The organism is Methylobacterium mesophilicum SR1.6/6 (genome assembly GCF_000364445.2).
Taxonomy (GTDB): domain Bacteria; phylum Pseudomonadota; class Alphaproteobacteria; order Rhizobiales; family Beijerinckiaceae; genus Methylobacterium; species Methylobacterium mesophilicum_A.
The window spans coordinates 1,351,615-1,373,104 of sequence record NZ_CP043538.1; the positions used below are offsets into that span (position 1 = coordinate 1,351,615).

The following is a 21,490-nucleotide window of genomic DNA, read 5'->3' on the forward strand; positions in this document are numbered from 1 at the left end:
AGAGTCGCGCGAAGATGGGGCAGACAAATGTTCAAGGATTGATGCTTAGCCAAACGCAGGTGACGCTTTCATTTTTGTCTGATACAACTCCATCAGAGCTGTTCCCACCGGGAGGCGTGCCGTCAGTCAACAGTCTCGGACCGGGCGATTTGCCTGAAGGTGTGTGCTAGCAGCTCTCCGTCAGTCGTTCTGAGCTCAGAAGTGTGGACCGGCGCGCGTCTCAAGGCGCGGTTACCTTGCCGTATCGACCGTCGTACCGCCCCTCGCGGATCATCTGCAGGACCTCAGCTTCGCGCCGCTCTTGGGCGCGCACCGCCTCGATGAGGCTCGGCGCGATGGTTGGCGGGAACGTCACCACGCCATCCTCATCGCCGACGACCACATCGCCTGGATTGACCGTCCAGCCTCCGATCGAGACAGGGATGTTGATCGCACCGGGACCCATCTTGTAAGGGCCGCGATGGATTGCGGCTCGTGCGTAACAGGGGAAGTCCGACGTCTTGAAGGCGTTCGCGTCGCGAACAGCACCATCGATGACGAAGCCTGCCGCTCCAAGGCTCTCGGCGATGGCCTTCATGATGTCGCCGACGAGGGCGCGGCTGATATCGCCACCGCCGTCGACCACGACCACGTCGCCGGGGCGGACCAAGTTCAGAGCTTGATGGATCGCCAAGTTGTCGCCGGCACGAACCCGTACCGTAAGCGCGGTGCCGACAAGCTTGCCACCGCGATGAAAAGGACGCAGTCCAACGATGCCGGGCAAGCGATCGAGGTTGTCGCTGATCGTCGGTGTGGCGGCCGTCCGTAACGCCTCGAGGATCGACGGATCCACGGCAGGCGGTAGCGGATTATGATCGATATTTGACATATCTGAGTTTCTTTTCAGCTTCGTCAGAAGATTATGCGACCCTAAATCAACTCACATGTCTTCAGCGCCGGATCGCCTCGGATGCGAAGGCATGGCGGGGAATCCACACGAACCCATCCCCGATCTCCAGCGCAGCATGACCGCGTGGTTCGGCGCATGTGATAGGGCAGCTTGTTCCCGACGGCGCCGACCGTCAGTTTCGGCGTGCAGGCGCCGGCAGCATCGATGGATTGGAGCACTCGGCCCTCCAAGCGAAGCCTTATCTGCGCACCTATTGCGGCGTCCATGTCAGACTGCCACGGTCGTCGCAGCTGGCGCGGGATGAGCCATGCGGTCGCTGAGGAGCGCGGCGATCAGTGCGGCGACGAAGGCTGCGCCGGCCATGGCGGCAAGTGCTGCCGAGAAGCTTCCGGCCCAGTCGCGGATCACGCCGGTCATCCAAGGTCCGACCAAGCCGCCAAGCTGGGCCAGCGTGTTGATGAGGGCGATGCCTGCGGCGCGCGCTCCGCCTGAGAGAAAGTCGCCGGTCAAACTCCAGAAGATGCCGAGGCCACCCCAGATGCCCGCGGCGGCGAAGCAAAGGCTCACGAAGCTGATGGTGTTGTTCGGTGCGTAGGCACTGCCGAGAAGGCCGATGCCACCCAAGGCCAACGAGGCGGCGAGATGCCACTTGCGTTCCCGTGCGCGGTCGGAGTGGCGAGCCCAGAGTAGCATCGCGGCACCTCCGCACAGGAACGGCAGCGCCGCTATCAGGCCGACCTGGACATCGGACAAGCCCCCGAACCCTTTGATGATCTGCGGAAGCCACAGCAAGACGCCGTAGAGTGCCGTCAGGAAGCAAGTGAACAGGGCGGCCAGCGCCCAGACGCGTCCCAGCCGCACGACCTGCCAGAATGCAAGGTCGCCGTGGGTTGCCGTGCCGGTCTGCTCGTCGCGCAGGCGCCGTGTCAGCCACGCCTTCTCGTCAGCCGGCAGCCAAGCCGCCGCCTCCGGTCGCTCCGTGAGCCAGATCAGGACAGCTCCCCCCAGCAGTACGGCCGGCGCAGCCTCCAGGAGGAACATCCATTGCCAGCTGCGCAGGCCGAGGGCCTCGGGCATGTATGTCAGGATCGCACCCGATAAGGGTGACCCGACCACCGAGGCGAGCGCTGTCGCCGCGACCACGCCCGAATTGGCCTTCGACCGATGCTCGATCGGGAACCATTGCGTGAGGTAGTACACGACGCCGGGCAGGAACCCGCCCTCAGCGACACCGAGGAGGAAGCGGAGAACGTAGAAGCTCGTCTCGCCCTGGACGAAGGCCATGCAGCCCGAGACCAGTCCCCAGCTGACGAGGATGCGGGCAATCCAGACGCGCGCGCCGACTCTGTGCAGGATGAGGTTCGAGGGCACTTCGAACAGGGCATACCCGACGAAGAAGATGCTGGCTCCGAACCCAAATGCGGTGGCGCTCAGACCGAGATCGGCGTTCATGCGCAGAGCCGCGAAACCGATATTGACCCTGTCGAGGTAATTGACGACCAAGAGCAAGAACAAGAACGGGATCAGGCGCCAGTAGACGCGGCGCATCGTGCGCGTTTCGATGTCGTCACTCATGCGTCCCTCCCAGATCGAGATTTTTTGTTTGAACCCGTGGCGTGCGGGACCCGGCGATTCAACTCAGGTTGGCTGCAGCTGACCGCGCCGCTATCTCAGCCCCGATCGGAGGCGGCGTTCGATGGCCCAATCAGCGATCCGCGCGTCGCTCGCCGGGCGGAACCGTTAGTCGGGGTGCCTGCGTGGTGTCTGCTTCTGATGGCAGTCATCTCAGAAGCTGTCAGGGCCGTCCAAGACCGATTTTAATTGCTGATATAAGGTCGGACTTATACAAGCATGGGCGCTCATGCCATCGAGATCACCCTCAACCGGCGCGCGCGTCGCGACATGTAGACGGCCTCATCAGGTTGAGCATGGCTTCGAGCGGCAAGTCGCGCGGGCCCGGGCGATAGAGCGCGACGAGCAGGGTCTCGAAGGCTGAGCGCCCGCCTTCCAGACGTTTGAAGGTCAGGTCGGAGCGGATGTGGCGCGCCACGCCAGCGGTGACGAGCGTCACGCCGAGGCCCGCCGCGACGAGGCCGAGCGCAGTCTGGATCTCGAATGCCTCCTGGGCCACCGATGGGGTGAAGCCAGCCTCGCGACAGAGGCTCAGAATGCGCGATGGAAAACGCGCGGCGGGGTTCTTTGGGAACAGGATGAACGCCTCCTCGGCGAGTTCCGGCAAGCCTAGACTTCGTCGTTGGGCGAAGGGGTGCTGCCGCGGCAGAGCCACGACGAGATCCTCCCGCAGCAGAACCTCCTGCATCAAGCCCGGTGTCTCGACTGGATCGCGCGATAATCCCAGATGGATCGTCCCCGCCCGCAGCGCGTCCGGTTGGTCCTCGGTCAGCATCTCGTGCAAGCGAAGTTCCACATCCGGATGGTTCAAGCTGAACTCGCGCACGACAGGAGGGAGGAAATCGTACATGGCGGAGCGCGTGAACCCGATGCCGAGCCAACCCCGCTTGCCCTGTCCGATCTGGCGCACCTCTGCGACGACAGACTCGAACCGATCGACCAAGCTGGCGGCCTCCGCGTGCAGGTACCGGCCGGCGTCGGTGAGCCGCAATGGCCGCGCGTTTCGCTCGAAGAGTGGCGTGCCGATCCGAGCCTCGATCAGTTGGATCTGCTGGCTCAAAGCCGGTTGTGCGATGCCCATCAACTCTGCCGCCCGGCTGACGTTGCCCTCGCGGGCCAAGATCAGAAACGCATCCAGGTGACGAAAGGCGATCCGCTTCGGCATTTCAGCTTAACCATCATCCGGGCTCGGCCGTGGGGCCATTTGTCCAAACGTAGTCGGACGTATCGAGGTGCCCGGTAAGGGCGCTGAGCTTCCGCAAAAAGTGCTTTGGGACATCGGCCGGCACGCTGAATGTCCGCGTCTTCGAGCGGCCTTCTCCGAAGCGGACCAGCGGCTTTCGGCCAAGGCCTGCCGATTTAGGCCGTCGGGCGTCGTTGACGCCGCCCGCCCGCAGCAGGTGATGGCCGGTCGCTGCTGACCGCCATCTCGACGTTGCGTTTACACAGCCGTATCGGGTCACAAGGCCCACCGCAGCGGATCCGGCTCTGGAATGACGCCAACGAACCCACCGCTCCGGCGGGTGTTTCCACCCATCCTGCTACCGACATTCCTCGCCGTCGTGGACGGCACTATCGTCGCCGCGGCCCTGCCCGCCATGGCCGGCGCGTTCGGCGAGGTGGAGCGGGTGACCTGGGTCGTCGCGTCCTACCTCGTAGCCAGCACCGTGGCGGCGCCCGTCTACGGTCGGCTCGGGGACGCCCTCGGCCGGCGTCGTCTGCTGCTGACGGCGCTCGCGCTGTTCGTCGCCGCGTCCGCGCTCTGCGCCTGCGCCCCAGGCATCCTGTCGTTGACCGGGGCGCGGATACTCCAGGGCTTCGGTGGCGGCGGCCTGATGGTACTGTGCCAAGCGCTCCTGGCCGAGAACGTCCAGCGCCACCAACTCGGGCAGGCGCAGGGCGTGATGGCCGCGGTTATCGTGACCTCGTCAACGTTCGGGCCGGTGGCTGGCGGGGCGCTGACGCAGGCGTTCGGATGGCCCTCGGTGTTCCTGGTGAACCTGCCGCTTGGCCTGCTGGCGATGCTGCTGGCGCTACGCCTGCCCGCCCGGGGCGGGGGCGGCGGGTCGGGCGCGTTCGATTGGCCAGGGCTGCTGTTGTTTGCCGGAGCGGTCGTGCCGCTCCTCTTGGCGCTGGAGGGACTGCAGGGTGTCGAAGTCACCACGGCCTTCCCCGCTTTGGCTGAGATCGCGTTATCTCTAATCTGCGTCGTGCTGCTTGGGTGGTGGGAGCGGCGGGCGGCGCGGCCGCTGTTCCCGCTGAAACTTCTGCGGCGCCCGACCATGTGGCGGGCCAACGCCATGGCCGCCTGCTCCGGCGCGCTGCTAGTCAGCGAGGCGACGATCCTGCCGCTCCACCTGCGGGCGGTGGATGGTGCGTCGGCCGGGCAGATCGGTTTGATGATGCTGCCTTTGACGGCGACGGTTGGGCTGGGTTCACTGATCACCGGGTGGCTAGTCTCGCGCACCGGGCGCGTGGCCGTCTTCCCTTCGGTAGGACAGACGGCGGCGGCGCTGGGTCTGCTGCTCGTGGCGTTCGGATCCGGTCTCGCCAACGCGGTGCTCGGGCCCTGGGGCCTCCCAGCGTTGCTGGCGGTTGTGGCCGTATTTCAGGGCTCGGCGATGCCGGTGGCCCAGATCACGATGCAGTCCCAGGCCCCATCCGACCAGTTGGGCGCAGCATCGGCCGCCGTGCAGTTGTCGCGCTCGGTTGGCTCGGCGATCGGTGTCACGCTGGTGGCGGGAGGCCTGTTCGCGGCGTTGAGGCGGTACGGGGCCTCCGAAGCGTTCGCGGACGCGGTTCGACACGGGCCGTCTGTGCTGGCGGGACTGCCTGAGGCTGAGCGCATCCGGGCGGCAGACCATATCGCCGGCGGCTTCTCCGCCGCCTTCGCAACGGTCGCTGTCTTCGCCTTCCTCAACGCCGCGCTCGCTTGGACCCTTCCATTGCGCCGCCTGTAGGATCTGCTGGAGGTCTCGGGCGCGCGCGGCGCAGTAGCGCGGCCTGCGCCGAGACCGAGGACGGCTAACGACGTTGCGCCGATCCCGGGCTGCGAAGGCGCAAGCTGTGGGAACGAGTCGCCGGAAAGGACTGAGGTGAAGGGGCCGCAAACCGCAACTCGCCGTAACGACGTCTGCTTCCGCACATCGTCAACGCGAAAGCGGACGAACTGCTTTCGGCCAAGTTTGGTCATTCAGGGCAGCTCAGGTGTCCGACTAGCGGACCTTCCGAGAGTCCGAGATAGGTCAGGAGTTCGCATCTCGGTTGTCTTGGCCTGTTATGCAAGACACGATTAGGTCGCGGCTGCCGGAAAGACCCTCGTCTTCCGAGAGCAAACCCCCGAACTCCGTATATCAACGTTCGACCTTCGTCCTGCTCAAATAGGGGCGGCCTATCGCCTGAAAATAATGCGCACACCCGATGCAGTCGAGGCCACCAGTTACTTTTTGGCCGCATGAGCTAATCGCTCCCAAAACGCTGCCTATTGGCATTTCATGGGTTCGCTGACGTTTTTCTGCCGGACCCGTTGGTATTAATAAAGCTTCTGACTACTATACCGTTAGAAATTTAATGACTTCAGCCGAGTCTACTGAGGTACAAATCGACGAACGCTAACCCAAACGTCCTTACGATAAGAGGCGGTACGGTCTAAGTGCCGCTAGATAGCAGACGCTATTTCATTATTCCTAGCAACAGGTACGACGCATCGACGTTGGATCCAGCGAGCTTAGAAGTTGAGCATGCACTCAACAAAATCATTCTGGTATTCCCAGGTTTTTACGGATTTAGTCGTTCCTACGAAGTTCGGCTGGAACTCGACAATCTACTGCCCTCTTTCTACCAAGGATCCCATCCAGTCTCGGACATGCGTATACATGTGCTGCGTCTCTTCTGGAGGCAACAACGGCGGATTATGGTGTTGCACACCGGCAGGACGCGACGACATTTGTCTTTCCCTCTTCGTGGGTTTCTAACTTGGCGTTGCCTGGACACACGGCCGTATGGGCGATCGGGGCCCGTGCTCTGTAGGTCACGAAGCGGCGGCGCCCTCGTGACGGTGAGCATCGGTTCGTGGCTCACCGGAGGCCGAGCACCCGTGACACTGCGCTTGGTTCGAGCGCACCGCCACCGAAAGACAAGCGCACCTCGCCCAGCCGATACGCCTTATCGAGAACTTCCAACGGCTCGCCTTTGAGACTGCAGCGCAGCGCCGCATCTGGCGCGTAGTTGATAATAAGTCCGAACGCCTCGCCGAAGAACAGCACACCCCGTCCACCATCGGAGCCGGCCACGGTCTGCTGTGGCAATGCGTCTAGTGCCTGTTGGATGAATGTGACCGGCGACTGGGTCAGGTCAAGCGGAATTATACGCCGGCACTTCGCGCCGCCTGTTAAACCGCACATCGTAATCTGGGTCGGGATCGTGTGCTCGGTCAGAATAACAGCTTGCGGCTGGAAGCTCGCCCGCCAAGCAGCATCCTCAGCTTCCTGTTCAAGACGACATTGCTCCTCTGCTGCCTGCTTACGCAGTGCAATCAGCCGTTCCGTGTCTGAGACGGCGTGCACAACGATGTCGGGATCAATGTCCAGAGCAGCGGGAAGCCGCCTAAGGGCGAAATGGCTCTTCGCGCTGAGCGGCAGGCCGTTGCACAGCGCGTGAACTCGTCCAGCAGCCTTGGTGGGATTGGTATAGCCGAGGCTGCAGCCGAGGGCCTCGTCGCTGAGGCCGAGCTTCTGCATTTGGGTCTGGATGAGGTTTGCTAATGGTGTCCGCTGGATCATGAGCATCTCCATCCAACACGGCTGGAGGCTGGCACTCCCGCTATTGTTGCCGATTAAATCGGCCGCATCCCGGTTTCCCGGTCACCACCTTCGCCACGGCGGGCAGGTTGGTCGAGGCGCCAGCCTCATCGCGATGCACGCAGAAGCATATCAGAAATGGTCGCAGCCGCCAACGAAGGTGGCGTGTATACGGACAAGCCGAGGGCGAATTTCTGAACAGGAGAACGGATCGTCTGCTTATTGGCAGTTCAGCGGTCGTGAATGACCGGGTCTGGCCGAAAGCGGAATGGCTGTTTCCGGGCCTGGACTGCAGGAAAGCAGACATGCGCCTGAACTACGAAGCGGGCGAGATGGACGGGGGGGGGAACTGCGCACCAAATTATGATTCTTCCGGAATCATCGCGATCGAGTCGCGTGCCGGATCTTCGCCCGATAGTATGTCGTAGAAGGTGGCACCTTCGGCGGCAGATCCGGCACTCCGGCGGATCCGGGCAATGGCCCAGGTCCCTGCCGGGTGACCCGGCCACAGACTTCGTGGCGCTTTGCGCCGAGCCGGTCGACCGGACCAAAGTCGCGGCTTGGACGGGGCGCGCCGTTCGGCGCGGGGCCAAGGCGGCGTCCCGCTGGCCTGGGAGCATCGGCACTGGCCCGGACGGGCCGAAGCCTCGCACATGCAGCCGGGGCTTGCCATAGCCGTTAGCGACGCCATCGCACATTGGGAACGTGTCGCGATGGGCCTGCGGCGCTCGGCCCGGGCCGACCTGCGTTCGCCGGCCAACTTTTCGTCCGCTCGGGTCCCTTGTGATGCGCAGGGTCTTGCCGCAAAACCGGCAAACACATCTTGCAGAACCTGTTCGGCCGTTCATCACGGGATCTTCGGCTGCGGACCGACTCCGCTCCGATGAGGCGGAGCAACACCGTTCCAGCGCCCGCCCGCCCGGCGAACAGGTGCGAAATGGAAGAAACGATCAAGGCCTTTACGCTTTGGCTCGCAGTCGGGACCGAGGCGGCCGCCGCGTTGATCATTGGGCTCGCCACCATCGAGGCGGTTCTGTCCGCCTTGCTGCTGTTCGTGCCAGGATTGGCCGCGCGCCAGACCGGAGAAGGCCCGCAGGCGGCCAAGGAGCAGGTCCGGCTCAGGCTGGGCCGGTGGCTCGCCGTGGCGCTCGAGTTCGAATTGGGGGCGGACATCCTGCGCACCGCCGTGGCCCCGACTTGGTCGGAGATCGGGCAGCTCGCGGCCATAGCGGCGATCCGGACGGTCCTGAACTACTTCCTCCAGCAGGAAATCGACAAGGCGGAACGGCGACCCGCCGCCGGCCCGGCCGCAGATCCGGGCTGAGGCGCCGTGCCCATGCCGCAGCTCGATGCCTGGATCCGGACCATGGCGACGCTGATCGAGTTCGGCGGCGGCCTTCTCGTGGTGTTCGGCTGCGCGCGGGGCCTGCTACGGCTCGCCGCGGGGTTTGGAAGCCGCCGTAGCATCGTCTCGGCGCGCCTCGCCGTCGCGGACGGCATCGTGGCGGCGCTCGGCTTCAAGACGGCCGCGACCCTGCTGAAGACGATCGAGCTGCGCAGTTGGGAGGCGATCCTGATGTTCGTGGCGGTGTTCGCGCTTCGCACCTTCGTCAAACAGGCGCTCGTGCGCGAGACAGCCGTTCTCGAGGTCCCTCAAGATCACGATCGAGGACGCCTTGCCCCCTAAAGCGCATAGGCCAGGGGTTGGGTCGAAATGCGCCGGGTGGATGAATCCAGGACCGGGTCTTTCCGCCCCAGGATCCCATGGACAAGCTGACGGGTAGGCCGCAAGGAACCTCATGGGCCCCGATCGCATCCTCATCATCCGCCACGCCGAGCAGCACGACGAGCCCGGGATCGACGGCGACGGCCGGTTCGACCGGCATAGCCTCATCGTGCGCGGTTGGCAGCGCGCCGGTGCACTGATTCCCTTCTTCCGCTCCGCGGATGCGCCGGTCCCCACTCCCGGCGCGATCTTCACCTCGGCGGTCGCGCCCGGCAGCGAGAGCCGCAGGTCGCAGCAGACCGTCGCCCCCCTGCACGCCGTCCTGCGCGACGGGGGATCGGTCGCTTACGACGAACGCTTCACCAAACCCGAGACCGGAGCACTGATGTCCGAGGTCATGACCCGCCACGGGACCGTGCTGGTCGCCTGGGAGCATTCCCGCATCCCGGCCTGCGTCGCAGCATTGCCCAATGCTCCGCCAGTCCCGTCGGAATGACCGAACGACCGGTACGACTTCGACTGGGCCCTGGAGCGGCGCGGCAGCGGATGGGCGTTCAGTCAGATCGCGCAACGCCTGCTCGCCGACGACGGACCGGTCTGAGCGCCGCATGGGCGGACCGCATAGGGGGCGGTCGTTCGGCGCGGGACCGACACTGAACCGTCATTTCATCGGGTCCAGGATCTGGGCGCGGATCCAGGCCCATTCGTTCGTGGTCTTGTTGAACAGATCAGCCCTGTCCTCCGCGGTGAGATCCGCCCCGAACAGATCGGACTCTTTCGCCGTTTTCACGACCTGATCGAGATTGGTAACCACCGCCCTGACCTCGTTCGCATGCTGGGTGCCCAGGATCGCGAACAGGCGAACGGTCAGCTGCTCCAGAATGGTCACGCGGGCCCGCAAGCGGAGAGTGGTCTCATCCATGGAACGATCCTCGTTATTGCGGGACTGATGGAGCAAGCCGCTCTCGGAAACGGATCCGCGCGTACCGAGTTCGTCGGGCCGACGATTTCCATGTCCCGCCGGCGCTTCGGCCATCCTGCGCGGATGCACCGATCACCGCATTCGTTGGACCAGATCCGTTCTTACTGGCAGGATGGATGGGCACCGGCACCCTCCCCCCGCGAACTCGCGCGTCGAGGCCTCGGCAGACACGGGCTTGCCTCGGCCGGGGCGACGGCTTGACCGAGACGCTCAAGGCCACGCATCCGAATGGGCACCGAACCATCGAGAGCGCGCTCGGGTTCAATGCGCATGGCACGCGACGCGTTGCTGACAGGGATGCGGGAAGCGTGATGTCGAAGAGCACCGATCTGTCGCCGGGCCGGCTTCTGCGCGAGGCGGGCCCGCCCCTGAAGCTCGACGGCTTCACCGGGATCGAGGTGCACGATCCCAGGCTGGGAGAGGTTCTGTCCCCCGATGAGGTGCCGTCGATCCTCTATCAGTTCACCCTGCACGGCGAGGGCACGGTCTGGGATGCGTCGCGCGACCGCCTGGTGTGGTCCGACGTGCCGAACCGGCGCCTTCTCGCGTGGTATCCGGATGGCCATGTCGACGTTGCCATCGACAACACGCAGTTCATGAACGGCAATGCCGTCGATGCCGAGCAACGCCTCGTCCATTGCGAGCATGGCCGGCGATGCATCAGCCGCTCGAATGCCGACGGGGCGCCGGAACCGATCGTCACCCACTACCAGGGCAAGCGCCTGAACTCGCCCAACGACGTGACCGTGGCGCGGGATAGCACGATCTGGTTCACGGATCCGACCTTCGGCATCCTCATGCCGAACCAGGGCAGCCTCGTCGATCCCGAACTCGACCATCGCAGCGTCTACCGCTTCGATCCCCGCGACGGCGCATTGCGACGCATGGCCGACTTCGAGCAGCCGAACGGCTTGTTCTTCTCACCGGACGGGCGCACGCTCTACGTGTCCGACACGGCGCGGTCCCTCGGCGAGATCATCGGCGGCCACCAGCGCGACACACACGAGATCCAGGCGTTCGCCGTCGACGCCGACGGCAGCCTCTCAGACCGACGCCTGTTCTGCCGCACCGACCATGGCTATCCGGACGGGTTTGCGGTCGATGAGAGGGGGTGGGTTTGGACGACTGCCGGCGACGGCATCCACGTCTACGCGTCGGATGGCGTTCGTCTCGGTTTCATCCCGATGCCCGCCACGCCCTCGAACTGCTGCTTCGGCGGCCCCAAACGGCGCCGGTTGTTCATCGCCGCGCAGTCCTACCTTTTGGCGGTCGACCTGAGCGACTGAGCGGGCCTTCGCCTCCCGGAAGACGACCGGGACATCCCCTTGCTGAGCCATCCAGGAGACGCGCTCGAATATGAACGCGGCGCCCTCGTACCGCACTCAGCGGCACACGATGTCGCCGCGTCGCATATGTCCCGATCGAGCGTCGTCGGCGCCCGAAGGGCCAATCGATCGGACATGCGCAAGAATCCCTCAGCGTTCGCCGGGGACCAAGGTGGCGGGTCCGCTCGCGAAGGGATGCTCCGCCACGAGTGAGACGGGTGCATAGCTTCCGCCGATCACGACAAGCAGAAGACCGCCGACGAGACCGAAGTTCTTGAGAAAGTCCCAGAGATGCGTCCGGCCCTCGCCGTTCCTCGCCCAGAAACGCGGGAACTTCCAGAACTGGTGGTACGTCAATGCCGTGATGACGCAGAACCCGGCCAGCACGAGCGCCGCCGCGCGGTCCCACCGCCCGAGCACGATCAGCACCGGCGTAGCCCCCTCCACGGCGATGCCGAGACAGAGCAGCAGGGCTGGAAACGGCAGCGGGCCCGATTTCGCCTGACCCATCGCCTCACCCCAGTGGACGATCTTATCGTAGGCGCTCAACGGAAACATGCAGACGAGAAGAATCTTCGCAGCGAGCGGGACGGCCACCAGGTTGATCCAGATCATATAGAGACCGTGACAGCGGACATAAGTTGCTCGTGATTGGGAATTTTCGTCGAGGAATGCATGTCCTCAACGTCACCGCTACACCTCGGTTTCCCAAGAACCGTGGTGAAACTGCGAACTAGCTTCACTGCGACGGGCACGATCCCGTGAACGTATGATCCGGAACGCCAAGTGCCCACCCCTGTTGGGCGAGCGCTACCCCTCTACCGTGCCGCAGTGCGAGGCAAGCCGATGCCGCAGGACCATTACGACGTCATCGTCATAGGCTCCGGCCCCGGCGGCGGCTCGCTGACGGCACGGCTCGCCGAGACCGGCAAGCGCATCCTGCTGTTGGAACGGGGCGACTACCTACCGCGCTCGCAGGACAACTGGTCGGCCAAGACCGTCTTCGTCGACGGGGCCTATCAGGCGAAGGAGACGTGGTACGGCGGTGACGGCCAGTCGTTCAGCCCGGCGCTGCACTACTACGTCGGCGGCAACTCGAAGGTCTATGGCGCCGCGCTGTTCCGCCTGCGCGAGCGGGACTTCGGCGAGGTGCGCCACGTCGATGGGGTCTCGCCGGCATGGCCGGTCCCATACGCCGAGTTCGAGCCATACTACACCCAGGCCGAAAAGCTCTTCGCCGTTCACGGCACCCGAGGTGAGGATCCGACCGAGCCGTGGTCGAGCGGTCCCTACGATCATCCGGCCGTTACTCACGAGTCGCGCATCCAGAAACTGTCCGACGACTGGGCGCGCGAAGGGCTGACGCCATTCCACCTGCCCCTCGGGATCAAGCTGGACGAGCGCGACGGAAGGCCGACGCCAACCAGCATCTGCATCCGCTGCGACGCATTCGACGGTTTTCCCTGCCTGCTGAACGGGAAGGCCGACGCCCAGGTGATGACCGTCGATCCGACGCTCGCCAAGCACGGTAACGTCACGCTTCTCGTCAACGCCTATGTCTCGCGGCTCGAGACTGACCCGGCCGGCCGCACGGTGACCGGGGTTCGCGTGACCCGGGATAGCCGGGAGGAACGCTATACCGCCGACATCGTCGTCGTTGCCTGCGGAGCCCTATCCTCGGCGCTGCTGTTCCTGCGCTCCGCCAACGCCGCCCATCCCAACGGCCTCGCCAACGCGTCGGATCAGGTCGGGCGCAACTACATGCGCCACAACATGTCCGTGCTCATGGCCCTCTCGAAGGATGCCAACGACACGGTCTTTCAGAAAACCCTCGCCGTATCGGATTTCTACTTCGAGTCGAAGGATTGGGAGTACCCGATGGGCCTGATTCAGATGTGCGCGAAGACGCACCCGGATCAGATCCGCGGCGAGGAATTTCCGAAATGGACGGGCTTCCTGCCGAACGCCCCGTTCGACATGGTCGCACGCCATTCCATGGACTTCTGGCTGCAGAGCGAGGACCTGCCGCACCCCGACAATCGGGTGATGCTGGGACAGGACGGGCGCGTGACCCTCGACATCGAGGAGAACAACCGCGAGGCGCACCAGCGGCTGCGCGCCAAGCTCTCCGACCTGCTGCGGCCGGGCGGCGCCTACACCTACCTGTTCGAGCGCTCGCTCTACCTCGGCAAGAACATCCCCCTCAGCGGCACCGCCCACCAGGCCGGGACGCTCCGGTTCGGCGCCGATCCGAGATCGTCCGTGCTCGACCTCGACTGCAAGGCGCACGAGCTCGACAACCTCTACGTCACCGACGCGAGCTTCTTCCCGTCGATCGGCGCGGTGAATCCGACGCTCACGATCATCGCAAACGCATTGCGGGTCGCCGACCGCATCGCGGAGCGGCTCGCCTAGCGTCCGATCCCTCCACATTCTGCATGACAACGAGGAAACGGTGATGCCAGCAGGGCACCGGTCGGCCGAAGGAAATGAGCGTTGAGCAAACCCATCGAAAGTTATGCGCTTATCGGTGACGGCGAGACCGCCGCGCTGGTCGGACGGGACGGCTCGATCGATTGGCTGTGCTGGCCGGATTTCGATGACGACGCGTGCCTGTGTGCCCTTCTCGGCACTAACAGGAACGGACGCTGGTCGATCGCACCCCGTGGGGCCGTCCTCGACACGGCCCGGCGGTATCGCGGCGACACGATGATCCTGGAGACGGTGATGAAAACGACGGATGGCGCCGTTCGCATCACCGACTTCATGCCCATCCGCGAGACGCTCTCGGCGGTGGTCCGCATCGTGGAGGGGTTGGCTGGCACCGTCGCGTTGGACATCGATCTGAGCCCGCGCTTCGATTACGGTGCGCTCGCGCCGTGGTGGGAGGCACGCGAGGGTGGCGCCGCCTCGGTGGCCGGCCGGCATCGCCTTACCCTCCGGGCCAGCGTTCCCGTCAGCGTCGACGTCCGGGGAGTGAAGGCGGCGTTCAGGCTGCGCGAGGGCGAACGGCACACGTTCGTCCTGACGCGGACGGACGCCTGGGACAGCGACGCCCCGCATCTCGACGTCGATGCGGCGCTCGGGGCGACGCAGGCGCACTGGGAGCGCTGGATCTCAGGCTTCGACCCCACGCGCACCCGGTGGGCCGCCGCCGTCAAGCGCTCGCTCCTGACTCTGAAGGCCCTGACGCACGCCCGTTCGGGTGGGCTGCTCGCCGCGCCGACCACGAGCTTGCCCGAGGTGCCGGCGGGCGGCATGAACTGGGATTATCGCTACTCCTGGCTGCGCGATTCGACCTTCACGCTCGGCGCCTTCCTCAATGCCGGCTTCAAGGCCGAGGCGACGGCGTGGCGCGATTGGCTCCTGCGGGCCATCGCCGACGATCCGGACAACCTCCGGATCATGTACCGAGCCGACGGATCCCGGCACCTGCCCGAGTGGACCGTCGACGCGCTGCCGGGCTACCGGGAGGCGCGTCCCGTGCGCGTCGGCAACGCCGCGTCGACCCAGAAGCAGCTCGACGTCTACGGCGAGGTCCTCGACACGCTTGCGCTGGCGCGTCGCGTCGGCATCGCGGCGACCGACCACCAATGCGTCGTCGAGCGGCGCCTCGCCGAACACCTCGCCCAGGTCTGGCAGGACCGCGACGCGGGCATATGGGAGTCGCGTGGCGAGCCGAAGCGCTACACCTATTCGAAGGCGATGTGCTGGGTCGGCTTCGATCGAGTCCTGCGGCACTGCGACCTGCCCGGGGAGTTGCGCGCGACGCTGGCGGAATGCCGTGACAAGGTCCGCGCCGAGGTCTGCCGCGAGGGCTGGAACGTCGGCCTTGGAACCTTCACGCAGAGCTATGGCAGCCACGATCTCGACGCGAGCCTCCTGTTGCTGCCGCTCGTCGGCTTCCTAGAAGCCACGGAGCCGCGCATGGCGGCGACGATCGAGCGGATAAGAGGCGACCTCGACCAGAACGGCCTGATCCGCCGCATGCGGGCGAAGGGAGACGGAGAGGACGAGGGGGCGTTCCTGCCCTGTTCGTTGTGGATGGCCGATTGCCTGCGGCTCCAGGGCCGCCCCGAATTGGCCGAGGACTACCTCGAGCGGGTGCTCGGCGTGGCCAACGACGTCGGGCTCCTCTCGGAGGAGTACGACGTACCCGGTCGATGCCTCACCGGGAACTTTCCGCAGGCCCTGACGCATCTCGGTGTGGTGAACACCGCGCTGAGCCTGTGCGGCCCCGTCGTCGATCGCGGCGGCGGCTGAGTGTCCGTCTCGTACAGCACGATCGCGTGGACCCGTGAACGCGAGGCGGCTGCGCGGTCTCGCCAAGCGCCACCGGACGGGGGGATGTCCGCGCTTCGACCATCCTTGCCTTCGACCACCCTTGCCGAGGAGACGAGCGCCATGTCCGACGTGCTTCGCCATGCTGGGCCGGCCGAGCCTGTCCCGCACGTCGACCCGCCGCGCGCGTCCGATTCGCGCTTCGCCGCGGTGGTGCCCCACCACGCCCGCCTGGTCTCGCTCTACGACCAGGCTATCTTCGCCGAGGGGCCGACATGGTGGCCCGCCCGGGACATCCTGGTGTGGTCGGACATCGAGGGTCGCCGGGTGCTCGGCTGGCGCGCGGACGGCTGCGTGCGGGTCGTCATCGACGCCACGCCGTTCATCAACGGCAACACGGTCGACCGGGACGGCAACCTCGTCCATTGCGAGCACGGCAACCGCCGCCTGTCCCGAACCACCCCGGGCGGGCGCTACGAGGCCCTGGTCGAGACCTACGAGGGCCGCCGCTTCAACTCCCCGAACGACGTCATCTGCGCCGCCGACGGTGCCCTGTGGTTCACCGATCCAGCCTACGGCCTCCGACTGCCCAAGCAGGGTGCGTTGGCGGAGTCCGATCTCGGCCACCACAGCGTCTATCGCTTCGATCCAAGGGATGGCTCCGTCAGGCGCATGGCCGACCTCGGACAGCCGAACGGGCTGGCCTTCGCACCGGACGGGCGGACCCTCTACGTCAGCGACACCTCCCGCACGGAGGGGGGCGACGGGCACACGATCCACGCTTATCCGGTTCTGGATGACCGAAGCCTGGGCGAACGGCGGATTTTCGCCGAGGTCGAACCCGGCGTGCCCGACGGCCTCCGCGTCGACGGTCGCGGCTGGGTTTGGTCGAGCTCCGAGGCGGGGGTCCAGGTCTACTCCGCCGAGGGGCACCGGCTCGGGCTGATCCCAACGCCGCAGGTGTGCTCCAATCTCTGCTTCGACCCGGCCGAGCGTCGGGTGTTCATCACCTCCAAGGCGCATCTCTATGCGCTCGATCTCGGCGTCGGGGCCACCAGATGAGCTCACGGTATCGTTAGATTGCGCGCAATGCGGTCAGGAACACTGCACCGCATGTCCGGTTAGCCGGACAGGATCGCGTCTCGTCGCGACACATCTCGCCCCGACCAGGAAATCTCCTGCATACGCCGGCATTCGAACGGCCGTCGCTGCACGCCCCGAGGACAGGACATGGCTGATTCCGTCGCCGACTTCTTCTGGAAACGCTTGGCCGAGTGGGGCGTGAAGAAGATCTTCGGCTATCCCGGTGACGGCATCAACGGCCTGCTCGGCGCGCTCCAGCGCAACGACCTGCCGTTCGAGTTCATTCAGGTCCGTCACGAGGAGATGGCGGCATTCATGGCCGCCTCCTACGCCAAGTTCACCGGCGAGGTCGGCGTCTGCATGGCGACCTCCGGTCCCGGCGCGACGCACCTGCTGACCGGGATGTATGACGCCCATCTCGACCACGTGCCGCTTCTCGCCATCTGCGGGCAGCAGGCGCGCAACGTCAACGGCGCCCATTACCAGCAGGAATTCGACCTTACGAGCGTCTTCAAGGACGTCTCGGCTTATGTGCAGCAGGCGTCCTCGCCCGCGCAGGTCCGCCACATCGTCGATCGCGCCATGCGGATCGCCAAGGCCGAGCGGAAGGTCTCGGCCATCATCCTGCCCAACGATCTGCAGGACGTTCCCTACGAGGAGCCGGTGCGCAAGCACGGCAACACCTTCTCGGGGGTGGGCTACACCGCGCCGAAGGTCGTGCCGTTCGATGCTGATCTGCACCGCGCCGCCGACGTGCTGAACGCCGGCAAGAAGGTCGCGATCCTGGTCGGTGCGGGCGCGCTGCATGCCACCGACGAGGTCATTGCCGTCGCCAACAAGCTTCAGGCCGGCGTCGCCAAGGCCCTCCTCGGCAAGGCGGCTCTCCCCGACGACCTGCCTTTCGTGACCGGCACCATCGGCCTGCTTGGGTCCAAGCCCTCGTCGGACATGATGGAGGATTGCGACACCCTGCTGATGATCGGTTCCGGCTTTCCCTGGGCCGAATTCCTGCCGAAGGAGGGGCAGGCCCGGGGAGTACAGATCGACATCTCTCCGGAGATGCTGTCGCTGCGCTATCCGATGGAGGTGCCGCTGTGCGGCGAGTCCGCCGAGACCTTGCGCGCCCTGCTGCCGCTGCTCGACCAGAAGAAGGAGGGCGGCTCCTGGCGCACTGGTATCGAGAAGGGGATGGTCTCCTGGTGGAAGGAGGCGGAGGATCGGGCGATGGCCAAGGCCAACCCGGTCAACCCGCAGCGCGTCACTTGGGAACTCTCGCCGCGCATGCCCGAGCGGGCGATCATCACCTCGGATTCCGGCTCCTGCGCCAACTGGTTCGCCCGCGACCTGAAGATGCGCCGCGGCCAGATGTGCTCGCTCTCGGGCGGCCTTGCCTCCATGGGTGCCGCGGTCCCCTATGCCATCGCTGCCAAGGTGGCGCATCCCGACCGGCCGGTGATCGCGCTGGTCGGGGACGGGGCCATGCAGATGAACAACATGGCCGAGTTGATCACCGTAGCGAAGTACAGGCACCGCTGGTCCAACAAGACTTGGATTTGCTGCGTGTTCAACAACGAGGACCTGAACCAGGTGACCTGGGAACAGCGGGTGATGGAGGGCAACCCGAAGTTCGAGGCGAGCCAGACCATCCCGAACGTGCCCTATCACAAGTTCGCCGAGCTGATCGGCCTGAAGGGCATTTACGTCGACGATCCGGAACGCATGGGGGCGGCTTGGGACGAGGCCCTCGCTAGCTCCGTGCCGGTGGTGCTGGAGGTGAAGACCGACCCCGAGGTGCCTCCGCTGCCGCCGTTCTTCACTTTCCAGCAGGTGCAGAACTTCATGTCGATGCTCGGCAAGGGCGATCCGAAGGAGCGCCATCTCCTCGTCGACACCGCGCGTCAGGTGCTGAGTTCCGTCCTACCCGGCAGCAAGTAGAACGGCTTCCACGGCATGCGTGACGATCCGACGATTGGAACGGTGCGGGCGCGAGCCTACACCGTTCCCACCGACGCGCCGGAGGCGGACGGTACCTTCGCCTGGGACAAAACGACGATTGTCGTCGTCCATATCGAGGCTGGGGGCGAGACCGGCCTCGGCTACAGCTACACCGATGCCAGCGTCGCGCAGCTTATCACGAAGACCTTGGCGACGCGTCTCTTGGGGCTTTCCCCCTTCGACATCCCGCGGGCGAACGCGGTGCTGTGGGGGCGGTGCGCAACCTCGGCCGCTCCGGGCTCGCCGCCAATGCGATCTCGGCCCTCGACACCGCTCTGTGGGACCTGAAGGGCCGCCTTCTCGGCCTGCCACTTGCCCGCCTGTTCGGCCAGGCGCGGGAGCGCGCGGAGATATACGGCAGCGGCGGCTTCACGAGCTACGACGACCGGCAGTTGTGCGAGCAGCTCGCCGGCTGGGTCGAACGCGACGGTTGCCGAGCCGTGAAGATGAAGATCGGCAGTCAGCCCGAGCACGATCCGGCTCGTATGGCGGCCGCCAAGGCGGCGATCGGCGCAGCACACTTGTTCATCGACGCCAACGGCGCCTTTACCCTGAAACGCGCCATCGGCACCGCGCAGGTGGCGGAGCGGTTCGGCGTCACGTGGTTCGAGGAGCCGGTGACGAGCGACGATCCCGCCGGGATGGCCGCCGTCCGCGCTGCTGCGCCCGCCGGCATAGAGATTGCCGCGGGCGAGTACGCCTATACCTTGGACGACCTGCGCAGTCTGCTCGGGACCGGCGCGGTCGACGTCGCGCAGGCGGACGTGACACGGTGCGGCGGCTGCAGCGGGTTCCTCAAGATGGCGGCCCTGTGCGAGGCGGCGCACATCGACCTCTCAGGCCATTGCGCGCCGGCCCTGCACCTGCCCGTGGCGGTGACAGCGCCGCGGTTCAGGCACCTCGAATGGTTCCACGACCACGTCCGCATCGAGCGGATGCTGTTCGACGGCGCCCCGGTACCCCGGGACGGGGCGATTGCCCCCGACCTGACCCGGCCGGGCCACGGCCTCATCCTCAAGACCCGGGACGCCGATGCCTATGCTGTCTGACCGCGGCCCCCGTTCGCCGGAACGTCACCGCGGCGCGCTGGGATCGTCCGGGCCCGCCCTGAAACGGCGCGTCGCCCCCGTGCAGGTCGAGGCCACGGTGCACCCGGTGGTGGTCCTCGCCGCAGCCGCTGTCGGAGCCGGTTTGGTGACATGGTTCGCCTCCGGCCGCTCGAAGCGCCTCGACCTGGCCACCTCGAAGGGGCGCCGCTACGCGCCGCGCGGGCACGCGGTGACGGCAAGCGCCGCGCAACGCCTCAACCACGCCTCGACGATGCTCGCCGCCTCGGTGCTGTTCGATTCCGGCCTGGAGCATTACCGCGGCCAGTTCTTCAACCGGGCGATGTACACGCCGATCATCGTGTCCAGCGTCACCCTCGCGGCGTCCCTGCACGGGGCCGGCGACACCGATCCCGGCCGCTCCCGCGTCCGGCACGGGGTGCAGGCGCTCGCCGGCCTGACAGGGCTAATCGGCTTCGGCTTCCACGCCTACAACGTCGGCAAGCGCGAGGGCGGCTACTCCTTCCAGAACCTGTTCTATTCCGCCCCCATCGGCGCGCCGATGGCACTGACGCTCGCCGGCATCCTCGGCGTCGTCGCCGAACGCGTGCGCGACGCCGACCCCGGCGCGCCCCGGCTCGCCGGCCTTCCGGCCGGGCCGGCACTTGCGCTCGCCACGGCGGGCATGCTCGTCGGCACGACCCTGGAAGCCGGGCTACTGCACTTCCGCGGCGCCTTCCAGAACCCGGCCATGTACATCCCCGTCTCCCTGCCGCCGCTCGCCGCCGCCCTGTTGGTTCGCGCCGCGGCTAAACCGGTAGGGACGAGCCAAGCGACCGCCAAATGGGGGATGTGGGCGGTCTCGGCGATGGGCGTGGGTGGCGTCGCCTTCCACGCCTACGGCGTCGCCCGGATGATGGGTGGCTGGGCCAACTGGCGCCAGAACCTCATCGACGGGCCGCCGCTGCCGGCCCCACCCTCCTTCTCCGGTGTCGCGCTCGGCGGTCTCGCCGCCCTCGAACTCATCGAACGCGGCCGCTTCCGCTTCTGACCCGAAAGAACATCATGCGTCCGAGACTGGACCTTTATCCGGGCTACGACGTGCTCGCGAAGCGCGACGGCCCGTCCTGGAATGCCAAGACCCGCGAGGTCCTGGAAGAACGGCTGGCGATCGGCCCCGAGACGCGTCGCTTCTTCGACGAGGCCGAATGGTCGACGATGACGGCGCTGGCTGAGCGGATCGTGCCGCAACCCGCCGACCGGACGGATGCGGTGCCGGTGGCCGCCCTCGTAGACCATAAGCTCGCGACCGATACGCGCGACGGCTACCGCAACGCTGAACTGCCCGAGCAACGCGAAGCGTGGCGCCGGGGGCTGTGCGCCCTCGACGCGGAGTCTAGGGCACGGTTCGGCGCACGCTTCCACGAGCTCGGCGCCTGGGCGCAGGATGCGCTGCTCAAGCTCGCGGAGGCGGGCGAACTCACCGACGCCGCCTGGGCGGGCATGCCGTCCAAGCTGTTCTTCCACAAGCGCGTCCTGTCGGACGTGGTGAAGGCCTACTACGCCCACCCCACGGCCTGGAACGAGATCGGCTGGGGCGGCCCGGCGAGCCCGCGCGGTTACGTCCGCATGGATTTCGACCGCCGCGACCCCTGGGAGGCCGCCGAGGCCAAGCCCGGCCGCGAGGACGAGGCCTACGAAGAGAACCTCCGGGTCGGCCGATAAGGATTTT

19 protein-coding genes and 1 riboswitch are annotated in these 21,490 nt (G+C 66.1%); of the genes, 13 read left to right on the forward strand and 6 right to left on the reverse strand.

Going from position 1 to position 21,490, the window contains the following annotated elements:
- Nucleotides 1–220 precede the first annotated feature (220 nt).
- From MMSR116_RS06305 to MMSR116_RS06315, 3 genes are all read right to left on the reverse strand, one after another.
- Nucleotides 221–868, reverse strand: a complete 648-nt coding sequence (locus MMSR116_RS06305; protein WP_010683315.1) for an RraA family protein — start codon at nucleotides 866–868, stop codon at nucleotides 221–223.
- Between the two features lie 288 nt (nucleotides 869–1,156).
- Nucleotides 1,157–2,464: an MFS transporter gene (locus MMSR116_RS06310; RefSeq protein ID WP_010683316.1), complete on the reverse strand. Its 1,308-nt coding sequence runs from the start codon at nucleotides 2,462–2,464 to the stop codon at nucleotides 1,157–1,159.
- Between the two features lie 304 nt (nucleotides 2,465–2,768).
- Nucleotides 2,769–3,686: a LysR family transcriptional regulator gene (locus MMSR116_RS06315; RefSeq protein ID WP_010683318.1), complete on the reverse strand. Its 918-nt coding sequence runs from the start codon at nucleotides 3,684–3,686 to the stop codon at nucleotides 2,769–2,771.
- 328 nt (nucleotides 3,687–4,014) lie between these two features.
- Between MMSR116_RS06315 and MMSR116_RS06320 the strand changes: the two genes are divergently transcribed.
- Complete coding sequence (locus MMSR116_RS06320; RefSeq protein WP_051072152.1) at nucleotides 4,015–5,481, forward strand: MFS transporter; 1,467 nt, start codon at nucleotides 4,015–4,017, stop codon at nucleotides 5,479–5,481.
- Between the two features lie 1,116 nt (nucleotides 5,482–6,597).
- Here the strand turns inward: MMSR116_RS06320 and MMSR116_RS06325 are convergent.
- Nucleotides 6,598–7,302, reverse strand: a complete 705-nt coding sequence (locus MMSR116_RS06325) for a hypothetical protein (protein ID WP_010683321.1) — start codon at nucleotides 7,300–7,302, stop codon at nucleotides 6,598–6,600.
- A gap of 32 nt (nucleotides 7,303–7,334) precedes the next feature.
- A riboswitch (SAM-I-IV-variant riboswitch) is annotated at nucleotides 7,335–7,444 on the reverse strand.
- 699 nt (nucleotides 7,445–8,143) lie between these two features.
- On the opposite strand from MMSR116_RS06325, the gene MMSR116_RS06330 reads away from it, so the two are divergent.
- The 3 genes from MMSR116_RS06330 to MMSR116_RS06340 all read left to right on the forward strand — a co-directional run bounded on the left by MMSR116_RS06330 (nucleotide 8,144) and on the right by MMSR116_RS06340 (nucleotide 9,542).
- The gene (locus tag MMSR116_RS06330; RefSeq protein WP_202882065.1) at nucleotides 8,144–8,644 is read left to right on the forward strand and encodes a DUF1622 domain-containing protein; all 501 of its coding nucleotides are present in this window, start codon (nucleotides 8,144–8,146) and stop codon (nucleotides 8,642–8,644) included.
- A 12-nt stretch (nucleotides 8,645–8,656) separates the two neighbouring features.
- Complete coding sequence (locus tag MMSR116_RS06335) at nucleotides 8,657–9,007, forward strand: DUF1622 domain-containing protein (protein ID WP_010683324.1); 351 nt, start codon at nucleotides 8,657–8,659, stop codon at nucleotides 9,005–9,007.
- Between the two features lie 112 nt (nucleotides 9,008–9,119).
- Nucleotides 9,120–9,542 carry a hypothetical protein gene (locus tag MMSR116_RS06340; RefSeq protein WP_010683325.1) on the forward strand — a complete coding sequence of 141 codons (423 nt, stop codon included), beginning with the start codon at nucleotides 9,120–9,122 and terminating at the stop codon, nucleotides 9,540–9,542.
- 165 nt (nucleotides 9,543–9,707) lie between these two features.
- Here the strand turns inward: MMSR116_RS06340 and MMSR116_RS06345 are convergent, their stop codons facing one another.
- Nucleotides 9,708–9,968 carry a hypothetical protein gene (locus tag MMSR116_RS06345; RefSeq protein ID WP_010683326.1) on the reverse strand — a complete coding sequence of 87 codons (261 nt, stop codon included), beginning with the start codon at nucleotides 9,966–9,968 and terminating at the stop codon, nucleotides 9,708–9,710.
- Nucleotides 9,969–10,339: 371 nt separating this feature from the next.
- On the opposite strand from MMSR116_RS06345, the gene MMSR116_RS06350 reads away from it, so the two are divergent.
- Nucleotides 10,340–11,314, forward strand: a complete 975-nt coding sequence (locus tag MMSR116_RS06350; protein ID WP_010683327.1) for an SMP-30/gluconolactonase/LRE family protein — start codon at nucleotides 10,340–10,342, stop codon at nucleotides 11,312–11,314.
- A 189-nt stretch (nucleotides 11,315–11,503) separates the two neighbouring features.
- Here MMSR116_RS06350 and MMSR116_RS06355 read toward each other — a convergent pair whose 3' ends face one another.
- A complete protein-coding gene (locus MMSR116_RS06355; RefSeq protein WP_106428235.1) occupies nucleotides 11,504–11,968 on the reverse strand; it encodes a DoxX family protein in 465 nt (154 codons plus the stop codon).
- Nucleotides 11,969–12,199: 231 nt separating this feature from the next.
- On the opposite strand from MMSR116_RS06355, the gene MMSR116_RS06360 reads away from it, so the two are divergent.
- The 8 genes from MMSR116_RS06360 to MMSR116_RS06390 all read left to right on the forward strand — a co-directional run bounded on the left by MMSR116_RS06360 (nucleotide 12,200) and on the right by MMSR116_RS06390 (nucleotide 21,483).
- Nucleotides 12,200–13,768, forward strand: coding sequence for a GMC oxidoreductase (locus tag MMSR116_RS06360; protein ID WP_010683329.1), 1,569 nt, complete (start codon nucleotides 12,200–12,202; stop codon nucleotides 13,766–13,768).
- 81 nt (nucleotides 13,769–13,849) lie between these two features.
- A complete protein-coding gene (locus MMSR116_RS06365) occupies nucleotides 13,850–15,616 on the forward strand; it encodes a glycoside hydrolase family 15 protein (protein ID WP_010683330.1) in 1,767 nt (588 codons plus the stop codon).
- Nucleotides 15,617–15,757: 141 nt separating this feature from the next.
- Nucleotides 15,758–16,696, forward strand: a complete 939-nt coding sequence (locus MMSR116_RS06370; RefSeq protein WP_010683331.1) for an SMP-30/gluconolactonase/LRE family protein — start codon at nucleotides 15,758–15,760, stop codon at nucleotides 16,694–16,696.
- 168 nt (nucleotides 16,697–16,864) lie between these two features.
- A complete protein-coding gene (locus MMSR116_RS06375; protein WP_010683332.1) occupies nucleotides 16,865–18,652 on the forward strand; it encodes a thiamine pyrophosphate-requiring protein in 1,788 nt (595 codons plus the stop codon).
- 15 nt (nucleotides 18,653–18,667) lie between these two features.
- On the forward strand, nucleotides 18,668–19,000 hold the full coding sequence (locus tag MMSR116_RS32355; RefSeq protein ID WP_348529342.1) for a hypothetical protein: 333 nt from the start codon (nucleotides 18,668–18,670) through the stop codon (nucleotides 18,998–19,000).
- Nucleotides 18,928–19,761 carry an enolase C-terminal domain-like protein gene (locus MMSR116_RS06380; RefSeq protein ID WP_348529343.1) on the forward strand — a complete coding sequence of 278 codons (834 nt, stop codon included), beginning with the start codon at nucleotides 18,928–18,930 and terminating at the stop codon, nucleotides 19,759–19,761. The genes MMSR116_RS32355 and MMSR116_RS06380 overlap by 73 nt, the downstream gene beginning before the upstream one ends.
- Nucleotides 19,751–20,809, forward strand: a complete 1,059-nt coding sequence (locus MMSR116_RS06385) for a hypothetical protein (RefSeq protein ID WP_244625610.1) — start codon at nucleotides 19,751–19,753, stop codon at nucleotides 20,807–20,809. Before MMSR116_RS06380 ends, MMSR116_RS06385 begins: the two co-directional genes overlap by 11 nt.
- Nucleotides 20,810–20,823: 14 nt before the next feature.
- Nucleotides 20,824–21,483, forward strand: coding sequence for a gluconate 2-dehydrogenase subunit 3 family protein (locus tag MMSR116_RS06390; RefSeq protein WP_010683335.1), 660 nt, complete (start codon nucleotides 20,824–20,826; stop codon nucleotides 21,481–21,483).
- The last annotated feature ends 7 nt before the right edge of the window (nucleotides 21,484–21,490 follow it).